This is a genomic window from Nonomuraea sp. NPDC048916 (assembly GCF_040649575.1).
Lineage (GTDB): Bacteria > Actinomycetota > Actinomycetes > Streptosporangiales > Streptosporangiaceae > Nonomuraea.
In genome coordinates, this window is sequence record NZ_JBEZFS010000041.1 from 48,597 (window position 1) to 65,286 (window position 16,690).

The window sequence follows — 16,690 nt, forward strand, 5'->3', positions numbered from 1 at the left end:
CGCGTCCACCGGCTCGTACGCCTCAGCTCGCCGGTCCGGCTTCAGCGCCGCGCCCGCCGGTGAGGGTGTCGTGGAGGTCGGTGGTGAGGTCCAGTTCGTCGAGGGTGGCGATCCACGGGTGGCCGCCGTCGAACGGTTCCCCGTCGCCGTCGCGGCGCACGCCGACGGTCCACCAGCCGGCGGCCCGTGCGGCGTCCAGCTCACGCACCGAGTCGGACAGGAAGACGATGGTCTCGGGCTCGGTCTCCAGCACCGACGCGATCGTGAAGTAGGACTCGGGGTCGGTCTTGGGTCCCGGCACCACGGTGTCGAAGTTCTCACGGAACAGCCAGCGGAGATCCCCGTGCTGCGTGTGCCGGAACCACAGCCGTTGGGCCAGCTGCGACCCCGAGGAGTAGACGTGCAGCGTCAGTCCCTGCTCTCGCCAGCTCTCCAGGGCGGCCGGCACGTCGTCGTACACATGGGAGGTCAGCTCGCCGGAGGCGAAGCCGTCCTGCCAGATGAGCCCCTGCAGCGTCTTGAGCGGCGGCACCTTGACGTCGTCGTCGATCCACCTGACGAGCTGGTGCCCGAGCCGGCGCAGGTCTGCGCGTGGCTGGGACAGGAAGTCGCGCAGCTCGGCCACGATCCGGGCCGACTCGGGCCGTCGCAGCCAGGTGTGGACGCGGCGGCGCGAGTAGGGGAACAACTGGTCGCGCACGTGCGACAGCGAGCTGGTCGTGCCCTCGATGTCGAGGACGACGTGCCTGATCACGGGGTCGCCTCCAGCAGCTCGTCGAGGGTGGGGATGCGCCGGGCGATGGTGTCGCCGGTGAAGTCGGCGAGCCAGCCGTCCTCCTCCTGGAAGAAGCGGACGGCGGTGAAGCGGGGCGCGGCGCCGGTGTCGAACCAGTGGCGGGTGCCGCTGGGGACCGACAGCAGGTCGCCCGCCTCGCACACGACGGCGTAGACCCGGTCGCCGAGGTGCAGGTAGAAGCAGCCGGAGCCGTCGGCGAAGAACCGCACCTCGTCCTCGTCGTGCACGTGCTCGTCGAGGAACTTGGCTCTGGCGGCGCGGGCGGTGTCCGGGTCGACCTCGTCGGCGTGCAGGCGGACGACGTCCACCAGCCGGTAGCCGCCGGCCTGCCGCAGGGCGGCGATCTCCTGGGCGTAGGCGGTGAGCGGGTCGCCGGGCCCCTTGAGCTCCCACCGCTCGAACGCGACGCCGCGCCCGGCCAGCTCGGCGGCGATCCGGGTGGGTTCGCTGGTGCGGACCAGGACGTCGCCGTCCTCGGTCATAATCTGCAAGAGGGACATCGTTCAGCTCCGTTCGTTCTACGGGTGAAGCGGGCCAAGCAGGCCAAGCGGGCCTACCGGTCAGGGCGGTCGAGCCGGTCAGGGCGGTCGAGCCGGTCGTGCACGTGAAGGCGGCACAGGAGTTCGAGGCACTCCAGCCGGTTGCGGGCGGTCTCCAGGTCGGGCCCCCACGCCGTCGCGCCGTGGTGGGCGATGAGCAGCACGGGCGGGGCGTCGTCCCCCTCCCGGCGGAGGAAGGCGGTGAGGTCGGCGGCGATGCGCGGCACGTCGGCCCAGTTGCGGAACACCGGCACGGTGACGGCGAAGGGGTCGCTCCCGCCCAGTCCCTTGATGATCTCGAAGTCGGCGAAGCTCACGCGGTCCGCGCCGCGCCGCGCCGCCTGGGCGGCGACGAGGGTGGAGTACGGCGGGTGGGCGTGCACGACGGCCTCGCAGCCGGGCACGCCCCGGTAGAGCGCGGCGTGGATCACGGTCTCCGCCGACGGGCGCAGGCTGGAGGGCCGGCTCGGCCGGCCGGTGGCCGCCTCGACCTCGACCGCCGAGTCGGGGGCCAGCTCTCCCTTGCTCAGCCCGCTGGCGGTGATGAGGGCGTGCCCGGGGCGGCCGGGGAGCAGGGCCGAGATGTTGCCGGCCGTGCCCTCCATCCAGCCCCGCCGGTAGAGGCCGCGGGCGACGCGGGCGATGGACTCCCCGAGGTGGGGTGGCGCCTGGACGGTCATCGGAACTCCTTGAGCGTGGTGACCTCCGCCTTGAGACGTGGGGAGTTTGGACGTGGGGAGTTTGGACGTGGGGAGTTTGGACGTGGGGAGGAGGTCAAGACAGCACCCGCGTCTCTGTGACGACGGCGGTGACGAGCTCGGCCGGGGTGACGTCGAAGGCCGGGTTGTAGACCGCGCTCCCCGGCGTGGCCGTGGGCAGCCCGAGGCAGGAGGTGACCTCGTCCGCGCCGCGCTCCTCGATGACGATGCGGGCGCCGTCCGGCGTGCTCTCGTCGACGGTGGACTCGGGCGCGACGACGATGAACGGGATCTGCTGGCGGGCGGCGGCGACGGCGAGGGCGTAGGTGCCGATCTTGTTGGCCACGTCGCCGTTGGCCGCGACGCGGTCGGCGCCGACGAGGACGCAGTCGACCAGCCCGGATCCGATGGCGAAGGGGCCGGCGGAGTCGACGCAGAGCCGGTAGGGGATGCCGGCCTCGGCCAGCTCCCAGGTGGTGAGCCGGGCTCCCTGCAGCAGTGGCCGGGTCTCCCCCGCGAGCACCTCGCCGACGTGGCCCGCCTCGGCCAGGGTCCTGACCGTGCCGAGGGCGGTGCCCCAGGCGACCGTGGCCAGGCGGCCGGTGTTGCAGTGGGTGAGCAGGCGCAGCGGCCGCCGATCGCACAGCCGCAGCACCAGGTCGGCGGCCCGGGCGGAGGCCTCCCGGTTGATCCGCTCGTCGTCGGCGAGCAGGTCGAGCGCGTGGGCCAGCACCGCGTCCGGCCCGCGGTCGAGCAGGCCGAGGGCGCCGCGCACGCCGCGGGCCAGGTTGACGGCCGTGGGCCGGGCCTCGGCCAGCCGCTCGGCCTGCCCGGTCGCGGTCCGGCGGTCGGGGGTGGTGCGGGCGATGAGCGCCACACCCAGCGCGCCCGCCACGCCCAGGGCGGGCGCGCCGCGGATGGCGAGCTCCTGGATGGCTTCGATCAGCTGGTCGGTGGTGGTGATGCGGAGCGTGCGGTAGTCGTGGGGCAGCGCGCGCTGGTCGACGGCCACGATGGCGCCGTCGTCCCAGGTGATGGATCTATCCATGGTGGCTCCAAGCGGGTTGCCGTGAGTGCACGACCCGGCCGGCGACGAAGGTGAGCTCCACCCCGGCGTACTGGATCTCCTCGGCGGGGCAGGTGAGGATGTCGCGATCGAGGACGACCAGGTCGGCGGGGCGGGAAGGGGCGATGATGCCGGTGTTGACTCCGATGAGGTGGGCCGACCCGATGGTGTAGGCGGCGAGGGCCGCCTCCACCGGGATCGACTGGTACGGCAGGAACGGCGGCACGTGGGCCGCCTCCCGCAGCCAGGTCGCGCTGAGCGTGGCCGGGGTGCGGTTGACCGCGACGTGGATGCCGTGCAGCGGGTCGGGGCTGCTCACCGGCCAGTCGCTGCCCGCGGCCAGGCGGGCGCCCGAGCGCAGCAGGTCGGCGAACGGATACTGCCAGCCCGACCGGCGCGGTCCGAGCGCGGGCATGATGTTCTCGGTCATCGGCGGCACGGCCGCCGCCCACAGCGGCTGCACGGACGCGGCCACGCCGAGCCGCCGGAAGCGGGGCACGTCGCTCGGCCTGATGACCTGGGCGTGCGCGATGTGGTGCCGGGTGTCCTGGCTGCCGTTCCTGGCCCGGGCGATGGCCACGGCGTCCAGGCAGTGGTGGACGGCCCGGTCGCCGACGGCGTGCATGTGCGCGTGGAAGCCGCGGCGGTCGAGCGCGCCCACCGCGTCGGCCAGGTCCTGCGGCTCCAGGAACTCCTGGCCGCTGCCGGCGCCGTCGAGGTAGGGCTCGAAGAGGGCGGCCGTGCGGTTCTCGCAGATGCCGTCCTGCATGATCTTGACGTGGGTGGCGCGGAACCCGGCGGCGCGGGCGACGGCACGGCGTTCGGCCAGTTCGTCGGCCTGCTCCGGGCCGCGGTCGCGGTCCCACCACAGCGCTCCGGCGACCCGCCAGTCGATCAGGCCGCGTTCCGCGGCGGTCAGGTAGGCGCCGAAGGTGTCGGGCAGGCCGAGGTAGGGGCCGACGAGGGCGTCCTGCCAGGAGGTCACGCCGCAGGACCACAGCACGTCGCGGCCCTTGGTGAGCGCGGCCAGCAGGTCGCCGGCCGCGGGCCGGGGGGTGAGCCGGCCGACCAGCTCGGCGGCGCTCTCGTGCAGGCGGCCGTCGGGCTCGCCGTCGGGGTCGCGGCCGACGCGGCCGCCGGGCGGGTCGGGCGTGTTGGCGTCGACGCCGGCCAGCGACAGGGCGGCGCTGTTGACCCAGGCGTTGTGCTGGTCGCCGTCGAGCAGGTAGACGGGCCGGTCGGGGACGATCCGGTCGAGGTCGCGGCGGTGCGGCGCGCCGCCGGGGAACAGGGTGCCGGCCCATCCGCCGCCGAGGATCCACGGGCTGCCGGGATGGCTCGCGGCGTAGGCGGCGACGAGGTCGAGGCACTCGGCGGCGCTCGCCGCGCCGCCGAGCTCGCAGCGGTTCAGCTGGAGCCCGGCGGCCACCGGGTGCGCGTGCGAGTCGTGGAAGCCGGGCAGCACGAGCCGGCCCGTGGTGTCGACGACCGTGGTGCGCGGGCCGATGGCCGGGCGCAGGTCGGCGACGGTGCCGATCTCCACGATCCGGCCGGCCCGCACCGCCACCGCGTCGGCCCACGGGTATCCGGGCGCGTGCACCCGGCCGCCGAGGAGGACGAGATCCGCTCGCATGGCAGGCCCCTCACTCGTGCTCGATGTCGACGGTGATCAGCTCGCGCACGCGGGCGATGAGCCGGGTGAGCGCCGGGCCGTCGGGGGCCGTCAGGTGCACCTTGACGAGTTCGGTGCCCAGGTCGCGGGTGGTCGGGACCAGGTCGCCCACCCGCGCCTGCTGGAAGACCGTGTCGACGCCGGGCAGCCGCCTCACCTCGTCGAGCCCGGTGAGCCGGCACAGGATGCCGGGCGGCCCGTCGTTGCGGACGAAGCTCATGCCGAGCCGGGCGGCGAAGCGCGGCGGGGCGGTGGCGATGGCGGGCTCCCGGCCCAGGTAGACGGCCAGCGTGTCGTGGTAGGGGCGGAACGTGCTGTGCCGTTCCCACAGCCGCGGGATGCCCGCGCCGGGGAGCCTGGCGCCGATCTCGATGAGCGCCGGTCCCCGCTCGCCGGTCTTCACCTCGATGTGGCAGGGGCCGAGCCGGATCTCGAAGGCGTCGAGCACGCGCAGCGCGAACTCCTCGATGACCGGGTCGGGCTCGGCCTGGACGAAGTCCCAGTAGGGGTTGTCGTAGTCGCCGGCGTCGGGCAGCCGGTACTCCCAGACGTCCAGGATCGTGTGGCGGCCGTCGTGGCTGAAGGTGTTGATCGCGTACTCGGTGCCGCGTACGTACTCCTCGACCAGCCATTCGTCGATGGGGTTGCCGAACAGGTCGCAGGGGTCGGCCCCGGCGATCGCGGACAGTCGCCCGGTGTCGGTGACGAGGAAGACGTTGTGCGACCCGGCGCCGGTGGCGGGCTTGACGATCAGCGGCAGGCCGATCCTGGCCGCGGCCTCCGGGAGCCGTCTGAGGTCGCGCACCACCTCGTAGCGGGGCACGGGGACGCCCCGGGCGGCGGCCAGCGCCCGCATGGCGCGTTTGTCGCGCCGGGCGCGGGCGGTGCCGAGCGGGTTGCCCGGCACCGCCCTGGTGTCGGCCAGGACGGCGGCCGAGTGCACGGCGGGCTCGGTGGCCGGGACGATGGCGTGCACCTTCGGCGCCAGCGTGTCCAGCCGCCCGGCCAGGTCGATCGGCTCGCTGCCGTAGAGGGTGGCCGCGTCGCCGTCGGCGTGGTCTGCCGACATCCGGTTGAGCGAGGTCGGCGCGATCGTGTAGACGCCGACGACGGGGTAGCCGAGCTCGGCGCAGGCGTCCTTGAACGGGCGGCCGTTGAGCACGGGGTCGACCAGCACGACGACGGGCTCGCCGATGGTGACGGGCTGGTGGGTCGTGGTGCTCATGCGGCCACCCCTGGGGCGAGCAGGGGGCGCAGCGCGGAGACCGCGGCGAGGAGCTGGGCCGGTCTGGCGTCCGCGGCGGGCATCCAGCCGTGCGCTTCGAGCTGGTGCTCGACGTGCACGAGGGGGTCGAGCTCGCCCTGCCGGGCGGCGGCGACCGTCGCCCGGCAGGCGGCCACGAGCTCGGCCTGGGTGGCGCGCAGCCGCATCTCGCTGGACATCGACTGCTCCAGCAGGGAGTGCAGCAGCAGGGCGAGCACGCCCAGCTCGTGCGTGGTGGCGGACGGGCTGGCGGGGCCGCCGCTCCCGGCGGTGAGCTCGTGTATCCGTTCGCGCAGGGACTCGAACCGGGTCGAGGTGATCATGGCTGCCTCCGTTGGAGCGCCTCGGCCTTGCGGGCGTCGTCGGCCCGCTTGGCCACGTAGTCGTGCCAGTCGGTGCCGTAGGGCACGTAGAGACGGATCCCCCTGCCCTGTTCGGCGAGTCGCCGGGCCACGTCGGGGCGGACGCCGAGCAGCATCTCCACCGGCGTGCCGGTGAAGACCTCGTGCATCAGCCGGTCGTGGCTGGCGATGGTGAGGCCGTGGCCGCCGCGCAGGATCCGCCGGCCGAGGCCGACGAACGCGACGTCGGTCTGCTCGCCGAACGGCCAGGCGATCCGGGGCCGCTCGGCGAAACCGCCCTTGACCAGGCGCAGGGGCACCCCGGCCGCGACGAGCCGGTCGGCGTCGGCGGGGCTGCGCCTGAGGTTGGCCTGCAGGGAGCCGCGGATCGGCACGCCCCGGCGGGAGGCCAGCTCCACGGTGTCGAGCACGGCCGCGGTGTGGCCGGCGTCCTCGGCGCCGGTCTGGATCCACCGGCCGGGGCCGAGGCGCCGGGCGATGTCCAGCAGCCGGGCGACGCAGAACTCGACCGAGACGTCCAGCCCGATGTGCGGCAGGTCGACCTCGAGCCAGGTGCTGGGCGGCTGGGCCGCGGAGATCTCCGCGGCCAGCTCCAGGTACTCGGCGGTGTTGGCCAGCGCCGTGTCGCGGTCGAGGGCGACGGGCGCGAAGTGGCCGATGTTGGCGGCGATGCCGGCGCCGGCCAGCTCCCGCGCGCGGGCCAGGGCGGAGTCCCGCTCCAGGCCCGCGACGTAGGGGTTACGGGTCAGCGTGGCGGTCACGACGTCGCCACCACGGGAAGCCGGCGGCCCTTGCCGACCGGCGTCATGGAACGGTCTCCGTCGACCAGGGCCTTGTTGCGCGAGCGCAGCTCGATGAAGTCGTCGAGGATCTTCTGGTCGCCGGACGGGGACAGGTAGTACATCATGTTGACGTACCAGGTCCAGCCCAGCTCGGTGATGACGTACTCGTGCGGGCGGTCCTCGAACATGCCCTCCCGCACGAGCTCGTCGAGCTTGACGAGCACCTCGGGGTCGATCTTGTCCCACTCGACGCGGCTCTTGTCCAGCCTGCCGTGGTAGGGCAGGTGGAGCACGAGGCCCCGCTCGTACGGGATGTGGTCCGAGCGGGTGACCTTGACCTTGATGTCGTCATTGTCGAGCAGGCCGTTGATGTAACCGGTGCGGCTCTCGTCGTTCATGATCGTCCAGTCGAGTGACTGGGTGACGGCGCTGGCGCCGAAGCCGACGAGATCGTCGTCGGCGTGGGCCCAGCAGTACTCGTGGTACTTGTTGCCGTACGTGGTGGTCGTGAACTCGGCCGGCTCCGGGTCGGGGCCGTCGAGCCGGGCGAAACCGTGACCGTTGTAGAGCTTGTAGCCCGAGTTGCGCATGTAGTGGTTGAGGAAGACGGTCATGCCCATCTTCTCCACGTAGCTGAGCGCCCGCAGGTTGGCGCCCTTGTAACCGGTGTGCAGGGTGTTCTGCGTCACCAGGTGGTTGATCGGGTAGAACTCGCACGACTCGGTGCCCAGGTCGATGGCGTCCTGGATGTCCTGGGCGAACTCCGTCATGGTCTGCCCGTGCATGCCGTACAGGATGTCGAAGCTGCGGAAGTCGAAGTATTCACCGAACAGCTCCACCGCCCGGTAGGTCTGGTCGAGGGTGGCGGTGATGTTGAACAGCTCGCGGTACTTCGGGTTGAACGTCTGCAGGCCGAAGCGCGCCTTGTTGACGCCGATCTCCTTGAACGCCTCGACCTTCTCCCGCGTGACGCTCTTGACCTCGAACTCGATGGTGAACTCCTCCAGCCGCGACATGTCGAAGGACTCGTGCATGGCGCGGCCGATCCGGCGGATCTGGTCGGCGGACAGGGTCGAGGGCGTGCCGCCGCCGAACCAGATGACGCGCGGCGGGACGGAGGTCACCGAGTCCATGTCCGCCTTGAGCCGGATCTCCCTGATCAGCGCCTGGGTGTACTTCTCGATGATGGGGTCGCCCTCGGAGCCCAGGCCCCGGCTGAGCATGCAGAACGTGCAGATGGTGTCGCAGAACGGGATGTGGAAGTAGAGCGCCCGCGACCTGATCGGCGCCGGGTCGAGCACGGCGTGCGCCTCGCGGAAGGAGATCGCCTCCAGCTCCTGGCCCTTGAGGGGGTAGAGCCAGTTGTAGATCGGCAGCTGCCGGTCGAACTTCATGAGCGTCCGCTCGTGTCGGAGCTTCATCTGTCTTTCCTCTCGAGCTCAGCGAAGGGCCAGGGCCAGGTTGACGGCGTGCCGTGCCTCTTCCAGGCCGCGGTTGACGACCTTCAGGCGGTGCTTGCAGGGGCCGAGGGCGGCCAGGAGCTCCTCGACGATCAGCACCGGGTCGCAGGTGCTGCCGCAGGTGAAGGCGTCGAAGAAGAGCGAATTCTGTTCGGGGTAGGTGTGGACGGACACGTGCGACTCCGAGAGCAGGAACAGCGCGGTCAGCCCCGAAGGGGTGAACCTCTTGACCTGTGTCCCGCAGAGCGTTGCTCCGGAGCGCGTGATGCCCCTGGTCAGGCCGCTGAGGATCAACGCCTCGTCGTCCACCGCGTCCCTGTCGATCTCGTACACGTCAGCCATGACGTGCACGCCGGAGAAGTCATAGCTCGTCATCGCTCACCTCCCAACTCGTGATGGTGTCGGCCAGCCGGATGCACGCGCGCAGCCGTTGTTCGGCCTGCGCGCTGTCCTCGCCCTCGACCACGAAGGCGAGGTACGAGTCGGTGCTGCCGTGCGCGCCGTCGAAGTCGCGGGGCACGGCGGTCTTGACGATGAAGTCCTTGATGTACGGGTGGCCCTCCGGCTCCCGGATCGCGGTGAGCCGTCCTCGCCTGGGCGGGACGAGCAGCCAGCCGTAGCTCCGGCCGCTGTCGCCGAGCCGCACGCCGGGGCCGTACTCCAGCCCGGCCTGGTGCCGGATCCACAGCTGGGCCGGGTTGACGCCGGTGGCGTAGGTGAGGGTCTCCATGATGTGGGCGCCGCCCAGCCGGCAGGCGATCTCACAGAAGACCAGCCGGTCGCCGTCGGCGAAGATCTCCAGGTGGAACGGGCTGAAGTCGACGGGCGGCAGGCCGGCGACGACCTGACCGGCCAGCTCGGCCAGCCGGGCGAACTCCGGGTCGTCGCGGTCGAGCTGCACGCTGCCCAGCGGCACCGACTCCTGGAAGGACAGGCAGTTGTTGACGTAGCGGGAGGCCGAGACGTAAAGGATCTCGCCTTCGTGCATGAAGCCGTCGACGTGGTAGACCTCGCCGGGCACGTAGGACTCCAGCAGCACGTCGTCCGGGTCCCAGATGGCGGCCAGCTCGGCCAGCCGGTCCGGGTCGCGCACCAGCTCGACGCCGTGCGAGGCGAAGCCGGTGCGCGGCTTGACGACGACCGGGTAGCCGGCGCGTCCGGCGAAGGCGAGCGCGGCGGCGGCGTCGCGCGGGACGGCGAACTCCGGCACGGCCACGCCGGCGGCCCGTACGCGCTGCTTCATCAGGTACTTGTCGCGCCAGGGCAGCGCCTCGGAGTAACGCAGGCCGGGAATGTCGTGCCGGTCGCGGGCCCTGGCGCACCTGAGGATGTCGTCCTCGGTGACGTGCACGAGGGTGGAGATCGGCCGCTGCCGGCAGACCTCGTCGAGGAGCAGGTCCACGGCGGGGTTGTCGGAGTAGCCCGGCACGGCGTACACGTGGGGGAAGGAGGCCCGGTAGGGTCCGAACGCCTCGTCCCCGGTGACCAGCGTGACCCGGTCGGCCACCTCGGCGAGCCAGTCTCCCAGCGGGGTGACCGACCGGGGGATCCGGTGGACCATCAGCAGCTCGCTCATGTCATTCCTTTCCGGCAAGTTCGAATCCGGCGTTTTCACGGTCGGCGTCATCCGTCGCCTCTCGGCCACCGGGTGGCGCGGGCTCACGAGAAGGCTGCGTTCTGATCAGTAGCCACCCGCCGAAGGCGAACACCGCCATCGCGGCGAAGTACAGGGAGGGGCCGATGCCGAGCAGCGCGCCGCCGGCCAGCGGCCCGAGGAAGAAACCGAGGTAGCGCAGCTCGGCCAGGCCGAAGTAGGTGCCCTTGCGGGAGTCCGGGGTGATCTCGTGGATCACGATGTCCGGCAGCGGGATGAGCGCGGCCTCGCCGACCGTCCAGAGCAGCACGCCGGCGGCGGCGAACGCCCAGTGCAGGGGCAGCGCGCTGAACAGCAGCAGCGAGGCGGCGAAGGCGGCGCTCCCGATCAGGGCGATGGTCCGCTGCGGCAGCCGCCGGGCCAGCCAGGCGATGGGGAACTGCATGACGATGCCGAGCGCGGCGTTGGCGGCGAGCAGCACCGAGAAGTAGGTGACCGCGTCGGCGCCGCGCACGTCCTTGACGAACAGCGGGAAGATCGATTCGAACTGGGAGAAGACGAAGAAGATCACGAATCCGGCGGCGATCAGCAGCAGCAGGGTCCGGTCGGCCAGCGCGTGCCCCCAGTCCCGGCTCTCCCGCCGGCCGCCGCGGTCGAGCGCGCCCAGCCGGCCCCGGTTCGCGGTGAGGAACCCCAGGTAGACCAGGTACACGACGACGGGCAGGACGAAGATGAGCCAGGCGTTGACCGCGTAGAGCGTGGCCCCGACCAGCGGGCCGACGACGGCGCCCAGGCAGAGCGTGACGTACCTCAGCCGGAAGGCGATGCCGTCCGAGCCGGACGACGCCAGCGACAGCAGCTTCTTCATCGACGGCTCGACCAGGACCCGGGCCACGCCCAGCAGCACGATGAGCCCGATGACCAGCGCGAGCCGGCTGGTCAGGGCCAGCGCCAGGTAGGTGGCGACGTAGACGACGAGGCCGGCCCGGATGAGCGTGAACGCGCCCACCCGGTCGGCCACGATCCCGCCGAGGAAGCCGCCGAACGCGGCGATCAGCGCGATGCTGCCGACGATGCCGCCGATGGTCGCCGCGTTCAGCGTCGAGATGTCGGACAGGTACAGGGTGAGGAACGGCAGCGTGGCGAAGAACGCGATGGTGTTGAGCTGGCTCCCCACCACGAGGAGGAGCAGCGGCCTGTTCCTGTACCAGGGGGCGGACATGTGACCTCCAGGGCCTCGTCGGCTACGTCCCCGACTGTCGCAGCGGGCTCTAGAGAGCCGGTAAAGGACGCGGGAGGGGCCCGTTCTTCAGTGGCTCTTCAGTGGGATGCGGCACGATGGCTCTTCGACCTTTCGAACCGGTGGAGTTCTCATGCTGGCTAGAGCCGCCGTGGGACTCGGCTCCCTGGCCTTGACGGGCTGTTACGGGTCTGCCGATCGACGCGAGGCGATCCACACCCTCAGGAGCGCGCTGGACATGGGCGTCCCGCTCATCGACACCGCCGACCACTACGCCGGCGGCGCCGTCGAGCGGATGATCCGCGAGGCCGTCTCCGGCGAGCCGGGCAACGGCACGCTGATCTCGACCTGCGGCGGCCTCCGGTTCGCCCGTGACGGCACGCTGATCGGCGTCGACGGCAGCCCCGGCTACCTGCGCCGCGCCTGCGAGGCGTCCCTGCGCAGGCTGGGCCGCGGCCACATCGACGTCTACTATCTGGCCCGCGCCGATCCGCGGGTGCCGCTGGAGGACAGCCTCGGCGTGCTCGCGGACCTCGTCACCGAGGGGAAGATCCGGTCCATCGGCCTGTCCGGCGTGTCGGCCGAGCAGCTGCGCCTCGCGCACGCGGCCTATCCGGTCGGCGCGCTGGCCGTCGAATACTCCCTGATGGAGCGCCGCGCCGAACTCGAGCTCCTGCCGGCCGCCCGTGAGCTGGGCGTCCAGGTGGTGGCCTGCCGCCCGCTCGGCCGCGGCCTGCTGACCGGGCGCATCGCCTCGGCCGAGGCGCTCGCGTCCGGCGACGTGCGCCGGGGGCAGGATCGCTTCCGAGCCGACCAGTTCCGGCGGCACGCGTGGCGGGTGCGGGCCGCCGGGGAGGTGGCCACCGGCATGAGCGCCGGGCTCACCCGGCTGGCGCTGGCCTGGCTGCTGTCGCGGCAGGGCGGCGTCGTCCCGGTGCCGAGCACGCGGCACGGCCTGCACCTGGAGATGAACGTCACCTCCACGCGGCTGACCGTCGGCCCCGCCGAGAGCGAGCGGCTGGAGGCGTGCTTCCCCGTCGGCTGGGACGAGGAGCCGGCGGAGTCGGCGGAGTCAGGCGAGGGGCGGCTTGGGGGCCGTAATCAGTGAGGCGGCGATCGCCTTGTTGACGGCATCGATCCGCGACACCGCGCCGAGCTTGACGTAGATGTTGCGCAGGTGCCGCTTGACGGTGGCCTCGGTGAGCCCGAGCTGGGAGCCGATCTGGGCGTTGCTCAGCGCGCGGGCGGTGAGTTCGAGCACCTCGCGTTCCCGGTCCGACAGCGGCCCGGCCGGATGCGCCTGGATCTGCGACAGGCTCTCGCGGGACACGGCGAGCAGCACCTTGCCGTCGTCTGACCGGGCGGTGCGAATGGCCGACACCAGCTCCTGCCTGGTGACGCTCTTGAGCAGGTAGGCGTGGATCCCGGCGGCCAGCAGCGCCTGCAGCATCTGCGGGCCGTCGTACATGCTGAGGATGATCACCTTGGTGTCGGGAGCGAGCTGGTGGACGCGGCCGACCGTGGTGGTCACGTCGTCGCCGGGGATCTCGATGTCGAGGAGGATGACGTGCGGCTGGATCGAGGCGGTGAGCTGCACCGCGCTCTCGCTGTCGCCCGCCTCCCCGACGACGACGAGGTCCTCGTGCGTCTCCAGGATCTCCCTGATCCCCTCGCGGACCAGCGCGTGGTCGTCGACGATCAGGACGGTGGTGGGGTCACTGGCTGGGAGCATCACGGTGTCCAGGGAGTGGGATGACCATTTCGACGTGGGTGCCGGCGCCTGGCCGGCTGTAGAACGTGACCGTGCCGCCGAGGAGGTCGACGCGTTCCCGTATCGAGGCCAGGCCGATGCCGTCGGACGCGATCATGTCGGCCTCGGTGAAGCCGCGGCCGTCGTCGTCGATCATGGCGCGCAGCTCGTGCGGGGCGATGTCCACGGTGACGAGGATCCGTTCGGGCCTGCCGTGGCTGAGGGCGTTGCGCACCGCCTCCCTGATCGCCAGGAAGGACTCGTCCCGCACGGTGGGCGGCGCCCAGGTCTCGTCGCCGTTGATGCCGAGGCCGATCTCGGGACCGTGGTCGGCCACGGTGTCGACGTAACCGAGCAGCGCCTTCTCCAGGCTCTGGGGCACGTCGTCCATCCGCAGGTCGGAGGTCACCGCGCGCAGGCTCAGCATGGACTGCTTGACGGCCTCCTGGGCGCGGCCGGCCCGGTTCGCGGCCTTGACGGGTTCGCCGGCGCGGTAGACGTCGTAGAGCTCCAGCTGGCGGTGCGCGATGCTGAGCGCGCTGCCCACCCGGTCGTGCAGCTCCCTGGCGATGCGGTTGCGCTCGTCGAGGTGGGCGTCGTGCAGCTTGCCGAGCAGGTAGCCGGAGTAGGAGGTCGAGGCGGCCGTGATGCGCAGCATGAGGCTGCGGTGCAGGGCCAGGACGGCCAGGCGCAGGGGCTCGACACCGCCGTGGACCTCGGTGACCGTCTCTAGCACGATCGTCTCGAACAGCGCCGAGGCCGCCATCAGCGACTCGCTGGGGTGGACACCGTGTGAGGCGCGGCTGCTGCCGATGTCCAGGGCCAGCAGCCGGTATCCCTCGTCGACCTGGACGGCGCCCGCGTGCAAGCTGCTGATCACGTCGCCCAGGATGAGCTCGGCGTGGCGGAGGAGCTGTCCCCGCGCGAGGGGGTCTCTCACCAGGAGGCTGCCCTTGCGCTCCAGCTCACGCTGGAACGTCTCCATGATCTGCTCGCGGCGCGCCTCGAGCCGGCTGGCGGCACCGTGAGCTGCGCCCCCTGCGGCCATTGGCTCCTCCGCTCGGTGAAGGGGGAGAGGAACCTACCGACCCATCTTTGCGTATCGCCATCAACTAGACAACCGATACAAATATCGCCATCAGGTGCACACCGTACTGAGTGATCATGAAGGCGCGGTACGGCCGGCGCCGGCGCGAACGGTCACCCTGGGACAGGTCGCTGAGGGCGAGCACGGCCACGGCCGCCGCCCCGGCCAGCATGATCACGGCGGGCCAGACCAGCTCGGGCGCCACCAGCACGGCGGCGGCGAGGAACGCGGCCCCGAGCGAGGCCGCCGAGACGGAGGCCAGCCACCGCACCCGCCGGTCCCCGCGCGTGACGGCGATGGTGTGCCGGCCGGCGGCCGCGTCGCCCGCCGCGTCGGGCAGGTCCTTCGTCGTCGCGCCGACCAGGCCCATCCACAGCGACATGACCAGCGCGATGACCAGGAGCCTCGGCGTCGGCACGGCCCCGGCCTCGCCCATGTAGTAGGTGAGCAGCCCGGCGACGGTCACCGTGGCCATGGCGCCGCCGGAACGGCGCTTCAGGTAGCACGGCGGCCCGGAGTAGGCCAGCCCCAGGAGGATCATGATGGGCACCGCCGCGGCCATCGGGCCGCCGAGCAGGAGGCCGCCCACCATGGCGGCCACCGCGGCCGACACCGCGATCCAGGCGGCGGTCCGCTGCGGCAGCAGGCCGCCGGCGATCGGCCGGGCGGACCCGTTGAGCCGGTCCTCCCGCACGTCGGTGACCCCGTTGTAGAGGTAGACGAAGAAGACGGCCGCCTCCCAGACGAAGGCGGCGGCCACCAGGTCGGCCCGCCCGCCGGCCATCGCCGCGCCGGTCAGGAACCTGAGGAGGAATATCACCAGAACGCACGGGCGCGCCTCGGCGAAACAGAGCCGGAGAACGCTCAACGGCGAGGTGACGGTAATGCGGCAAATGGCGGCGGTCACGGTGCTCATGGTTTGAGTTTCAATCCGGAAATCGCCTTTAATAAGGGGGGAAAATTAAGAGACCAGGGGCCCATAACTTTCGATACCCCCGCTGCTCCCTTCGATACGCACGGGAATCTTTGGTGGGTGTCCACTTGCCCCGCCACCTGGGCAGACCTAGCTTCAAAACATGACGAACTACTGCGTTCTAGGCACTTTCCGCGTCATTAACGATGGCCGCGACTGCACGCCCGGGCCGCCCAAGCTGCGTCAGCTTCTCGCGCTTCTGCTGATATGCGCCGACCACACGGTCAGCCTCGACGACATCGTCGCCGAATTGTGGGACGAGGCCCCGCCCAAGACCGTCGTCGCGACCGTGCAGACCTACGTCTACCAGCTCCGCAGGTTCATCGAGCGCGAACGGCTCGGCGCCCCCGGCGTGGAACTCCTCACCACCAACCGGGCGGGCTACGCCTTCCACGTGGAGCCGGGCGAGCTGGACGCCGAGGTCTTCCGGAAGCTCTCCTGCCAGAGCCGCCGCGACCTGGAGGCCGGGCGTCCCGGCGAGGCCGCCGCCGCCGCGCAGCGGGCGCTCGACCTGTGGACCGGCCCGGCGTTCGCCGGCGTGACGGCCGGCGGCGTGCTCGACACGCACGCCGTCTTCCTGGACGAACAGCACCAGCGCACCCTCGAACTGCGCCTCGAGGCCGACCTCGAGCTCGGCAGGCATCGCGAGCTGGTCGGCGAGCTGCGCTATCTGGTCGCCCGGCATCCGCTCGACGAGTGGTTCCACGGCCGGCTGATCCTGGCGCTCGGCCGAGCGGGCCGTCGCGGCGAGGCGCTCCAGGCCTACCGGAACGCCCGGAAGATCTTCAACGACGAGCTCGGCGTCGAACCGTCGCGCGAGCTCCAGCAACTGCACCTCGAGGTGCTCACCAGCGACCGGCGCCCCCTCGCGCTGGCCGGTTGACCAGACAGGCAGGAGTACGTGCCGTGTGCCAGACCCAGATCCGCAAGCCGAAGCCCCGGACCAAGCCCGTCCACCTCGACCTGCGCACGCCGTCAGGTCGCCGTCTGCCCTTCTAGGAGGCAGCCGTGACTCACCGCCTCTTCACCTCCGAATCGGTCACCGAGGGCCACCCCGACAAGATCGCCGACCAGATCAGCGACGCCGTCCTGGACGCCCTGCTGAAGAACGACGACACGAGCCGGGTGGCCGTCGAGACCCTGATCACCACCGGCCAGGTCCACGTGGCGGGCGAGGTGTCCACCCGCACGTACGCCGACATTCCGGGTGTCATCCGGGAGAAGATCCTGGAGATCGGTTACGACGCCTCCCACAAGGGGTTCGACGGCGCCTCGTGTGGCGTGTCGGTGTCCATCGGGGCGCAGTCGCCCGACATCGCCCAGGGGGTCGACGACGCCTACGAGCACCGCGTCGACGGCGACGGCGACGAGCTGGACCGGCAGGGCGCCGGTGACCAGGGGCTGATG

The 16,690-nt window shown here is 71.6% G+C and carries 18 protein-coding genes; 3 read left to right on the forward strand and 15 right to left on the reverse strand.

Going from position 1 to position 16,690, the window contains the following annotated elements:
- Positions 1-22: 22 nt before the first annotated feature.
- The 12 genes from mtnC to AB0C16_RS33150 all read right to left on the reverse strand — a co-directional run bounded on the left by mtnC (position 23) and on the right by AB0C16_RS33150 (position 11,455).
- Positions 23-754, reverse strand: a complete 732-nt coding sequence (gene mtnC / locus AB0C16_RS33095; protein ID WP_357688785.1) for an acireductone synthase — start codon at positions 752-754, stop codon at positions 23-25.
- Positions 751-1,278, reverse strand: coding sequence for a cupin (locus AB0C16_RS33100; protein ID WP_357688821.1), 528 nt, complete (start codon positions 1,276-1,278; stop codon positions 751-753). The genes mtnC and AB0C16_RS33100 overlap by 4 nt, the downstream gene beginning before the upstream one ends.
- A 71-nt stretch (positions 1,279-1,349) precedes the next feature.
- Entirely contained in the window at positions 1,350-2,015 is a 666-nt protein-coding gene (gene mtnB, locus AB0C16_RS33105) for a methylthioribulose 1-phosphate dehydratase (protein ID WP_357688787.1), read from the reverse strand.
- A 94-nt stretch (positions 2,016-2,109) separates the two neighbouring features.
- Positions 2,110-3,081: an S-methyl-5-thioribose-1-phosphate isomerase gene (gene mtnA, locus AB0C16_RS33110; protein WP_357688789.1), complete on the reverse strand. Its 972-nt coding sequence runs from the start codon at positions 3,079-3,081 to the stop codon at positions 2,110-2,112.
- The gene (locus AB0C16_RS33115; RefSeq protein WP_357688791.1) at positions 3,074-4,732 is read right to left on the reverse strand and encodes an amidohydrolase; all 1,659 of its coding nucleotides are present in this window, start codon (positions 4,730-4,732) and stop codon (positions 3,074-3,076) included. Before AB0C16_RS33115 ends, mtnA begins: the two co-directional genes overlap by 8 nt.
- 10 nt (positions 4,733-4,742) lie before the next feature.
- Complete coding sequence (locus tag AB0C16_RS33120) at positions 4,743-5,996, reverse strand: ATP-grasp domain-containing protein (protein WP_357688793.1); 1,254 nt, start codon at positions 5,994-5,996, stop codon at positions 4,743-4,745.
- On the reverse strand, positions 5,993-6,358 hold the full coding sequence (locus tag AB0C16_RS33125; RefSeq protein WP_357688795.1) for a hypothetical protein: 366 nt from the start codon (positions 6,356-6,358) through the stop codon (positions 5,993-5,995). The genes AB0C16_RS33120 and AB0C16_RS33125 overlap by 4 nt, the downstream gene beginning before the upstream one ends.
- Positions 6,355-7,158 carry a hypothetical protein gene (locus tag AB0C16_RS33130; protein ID WP_357688797.1) on the reverse strand — a complete coding sequence of 268 codons (804 nt, stop codon included), beginning with the start codon at positions 7,156-7,158 and terminating at the stop codon, positions 6,355-6,357. Before AB0C16_RS33130 ends, AB0C16_RS33125 begins: the two co-directional genes overlap by 4 nt.
- A complete protein-coding gene (locus tag AB0C16_RS33135; protein WP_357688799.1) occupies positions 7,155-8,600 on the reverse strand; it encodes a radical SAM protein in 1,446 nt (481 codons plus the stop codon). Before AB0C16_RS33135 ends, AB0C16_RS33130 begins: the two co-directional genes overlap by 4 nt.
- A gap of 18 nt (positions 8,601-8,618) precedes the next feature.
- The gene (gene speD, locus AB0C16_RS33140) at positions 8,619-9,014 is read right to left on the reverse strand and encodes an adenosylmethionine decarboxylase (protein WP_357688801.1); all 396 of its coding nucleotides are present in this window, start codon (positions 9,012-9,014) and stop codon (positions 8,619-8,621) included.
- Positions 9,001-10,215, reverse strand: coding sequence for an ATP-grasp domain-containing protein (locus AB0C16_RS33145; RefSeq protein ID WP_357688803.1), 1,215 nt, complete (start codon positions 10,213-10,215; stop codon positions 9,001-9,003). Before AB0C16_RS33145 ends, speD begins: the two co-directional genes overlap by 14 nt.
- Before the next feature lies 1 nt (position 10,216).
- Positions 10,217-11,455: an MFS transporter gene (locus tag AB0C16_RS33150; RefSeq protein ID WP_357688805.1), complete on the reverse strand. Its 1,239-nt coding sequence runs from the start codon at positions 11,453-11,455 to the stop codon at positions 10,217-10,219.
- Positions 11,456-11,606: 151 nt separating this feature from the next.
- On the opposite strand from AB0C16_RS33150, the gene AB0C16_RS33155 reads away from it, so the two are divergent.
- Complete coding sequence (locus AB0C16_RS33155) at positions 11,607-12,581, forward strand: aldo/keto reductase (protein ID WP_357688807.1); 975 nt, start codon at positions 11,607-11,609, stop codon at positions 12,579-12,581.
- Here the strand turns inward: AB0C16_RS33155 and AB0C16_RS33160 are convergent.
- The 3 genes from AB0C16_RS33160 to AB0C16_RS33170 form a co-directional block, all read right to left on the reverse strand.
- Complete coding sequence (locus AB0C16_RS33160; protein ID WP_357688809.1) at positions 12,546-13,205, reverse strand: response regulator transcription factor; 660 nt, start codon at positions 13,203-13,205, stop codon at positions 12,546-12,548. The two genes, AB0C16_RS33155 and AB0C16_RS33160, sit on opposite strands and share 36 nt — an antisense overlap.
- Entirely contained in the window at positions 13,189-14,271 is a 1,083-nt protein-coding gene (locus AB0C16_RS33165; RefSeq protein ID WP_357688811.1) for an ATP-binding protein, read from the reverse strand. Before AB0C16_RS33165 ends, AB0C16_RS33160 begins: the two co-directional genes overlap by 17 nt.
- 64 nt (positions 14,272-14,335) lie before the next feature.
- Positions 14,336-15,226, reverse strand: coding sequence for a UbiA family prenyltransferase (locus AB0C16_RS33170; protein WP_357688813.1), 891 nt, complete (start codon positions 15,224-15,226; stop codon positions 14,336-14,338).
- A gap of 160 nt (positions 15,227-15,386) precedes the next feature.
- Here AB0C16_RS33170 and AB0C16_RS33175 point away from each other — a divergent pair, with 160 nt between their 5' ends.
- Positions 15,387-16,166, forward strand: coding sequence for an AfsR/SARP family transcriptional regulator (locus AB0C16_RS33175; RefSeq protein ID WP_357688815.1), 780 nt, complete (start codon positions 15,387-15,389; stop codon positions 16,164-16,166).
- A gap of 125 nt (positions 16,167-16,291) precedes the next feature.
- The coding region (locus AB0C16_RS33180) for an S-adenosylmethionine synthetase N-terminal domain-containing protein (protein WP_357688817.1) at positions 16,292-16,690 on the forward strand (399 nt) is incomplete at its 3' end.

What these genes read in the sequence shown, in the direction of transcription:
- AB0C16_RS33100 (WP_357688821.1), bottom strand. Translation starts at nt 1,278, where the DNA reads ATGACCGAGGACGGCGACGTCCTGGTCCGCACCAGCGAACCCACCCGG.
- mtnB (WP_357688787.1), bottom strand. Translation starts at nt 2,015, where the DNA reads ATGACCGTCCAGGCGCCACCCCACCTCGGGGAGTCCATCGCCCGCGTC.
- mtnA (WP_357688789.1), bottom strand. Translation starts at nt 3,081, where the DNA reads ATGGATAGATCCATCACCTGGGACGACGGCGCCATCGTGGCCGTCGAC.
- AB0C16_RS33115 (WP_357688791.1), bottom strand. Translation starts at nt 4,732, where the DNA reads ATGCGAGCGGATCTCGTCCTCCTCGGCGGCCGGGTGCACGCGCCCGGA.
- AB0C16_RS33120 (WP_357688793.1), bottom strand. Translation starts at nt 5,996, where the DNA reads ATGAGCACCACGACCCACCAGCCCGTCACCATCGGCGAGCCCGTCGTC.
- AB0C16_RS33125 (WP_357688795.1), bottom strand. Translation starts at nt 6,358, where the DNA reads ATGATCACCTCGACCCGGTTCGAGTCCCTGCGCGAACGGATACACGAG.
- AB0C16_RS33135 (WP_357688799.1), bottom strand. Translation starts at nt 8,600, where the DNA reads ATGAAGCTCCGACACGAGCGGACGCTCATGAAGTTCGACCGGCAGCTG.
- speD (WP_357688801.1), bottom strand. Translation starts at nt 9,014, where the DNA reads ATGACGAGCTATGACTTCTCCGGCGTGCACGTCATGGCTGACGTGTAC.
- AB0C16_RS33145 (WP_357688803.1), bottom strand. Translation starts at nt 10,215, where the DNA reads ATGAGCGAGCTGCTGATGGTCCACCGGATCCCCCGGTCGGTCACCCCG.
- AB0C16_RS33150 (WP_357688805.1), bottom strand. Translation starts at nt 11,455, where the DNA reads ATGTCCGCCCCCTGGTACAGGAACAGGCCGCTGCTCCTCCTCGTGGTG.
- AB0C16_RS33155 (WP_357688807.1), top strand. Translation starts at nt 11,607, where the DNA reads ATGCTGGCTAGAGCCGCCGTGGGACTCGGCTCCCTGGCCTTGACGGGC.
- AB0C16_RS33160 (WP_357688809.1), bottom strand. Translation starts at nt 13,205, where the DNA reads ATGCTCCCAGCCAGTGACCCCACCACCGTCCTGATCGTCGACGACCAC.
- AB0C16_RS33165 (WP_357688811.1), bottom strand. Translation starts at nt 14,271, where the DNA reads ATGGCCGCAGGGGGCGCAGCTCACGGTGCCGCCAGCCGGCTCGAGGCG.
- AB0C16_RS33170 (WP_357688813.1), bottom strand. Translation starts at nt 15,226, where the DNA reads ATGAGCACCGTGACCGCCGCCATTTGCCGCATTACCGTCACCTCGCCG.
- AB0C16_RS33175 (WP_357688815.1), top strand. Translation starts at nt 15,387, where the DNA reads ATGACGAACTACTGCGTTCTAGGCACTTTCCGCGTCATTAACGATGGC.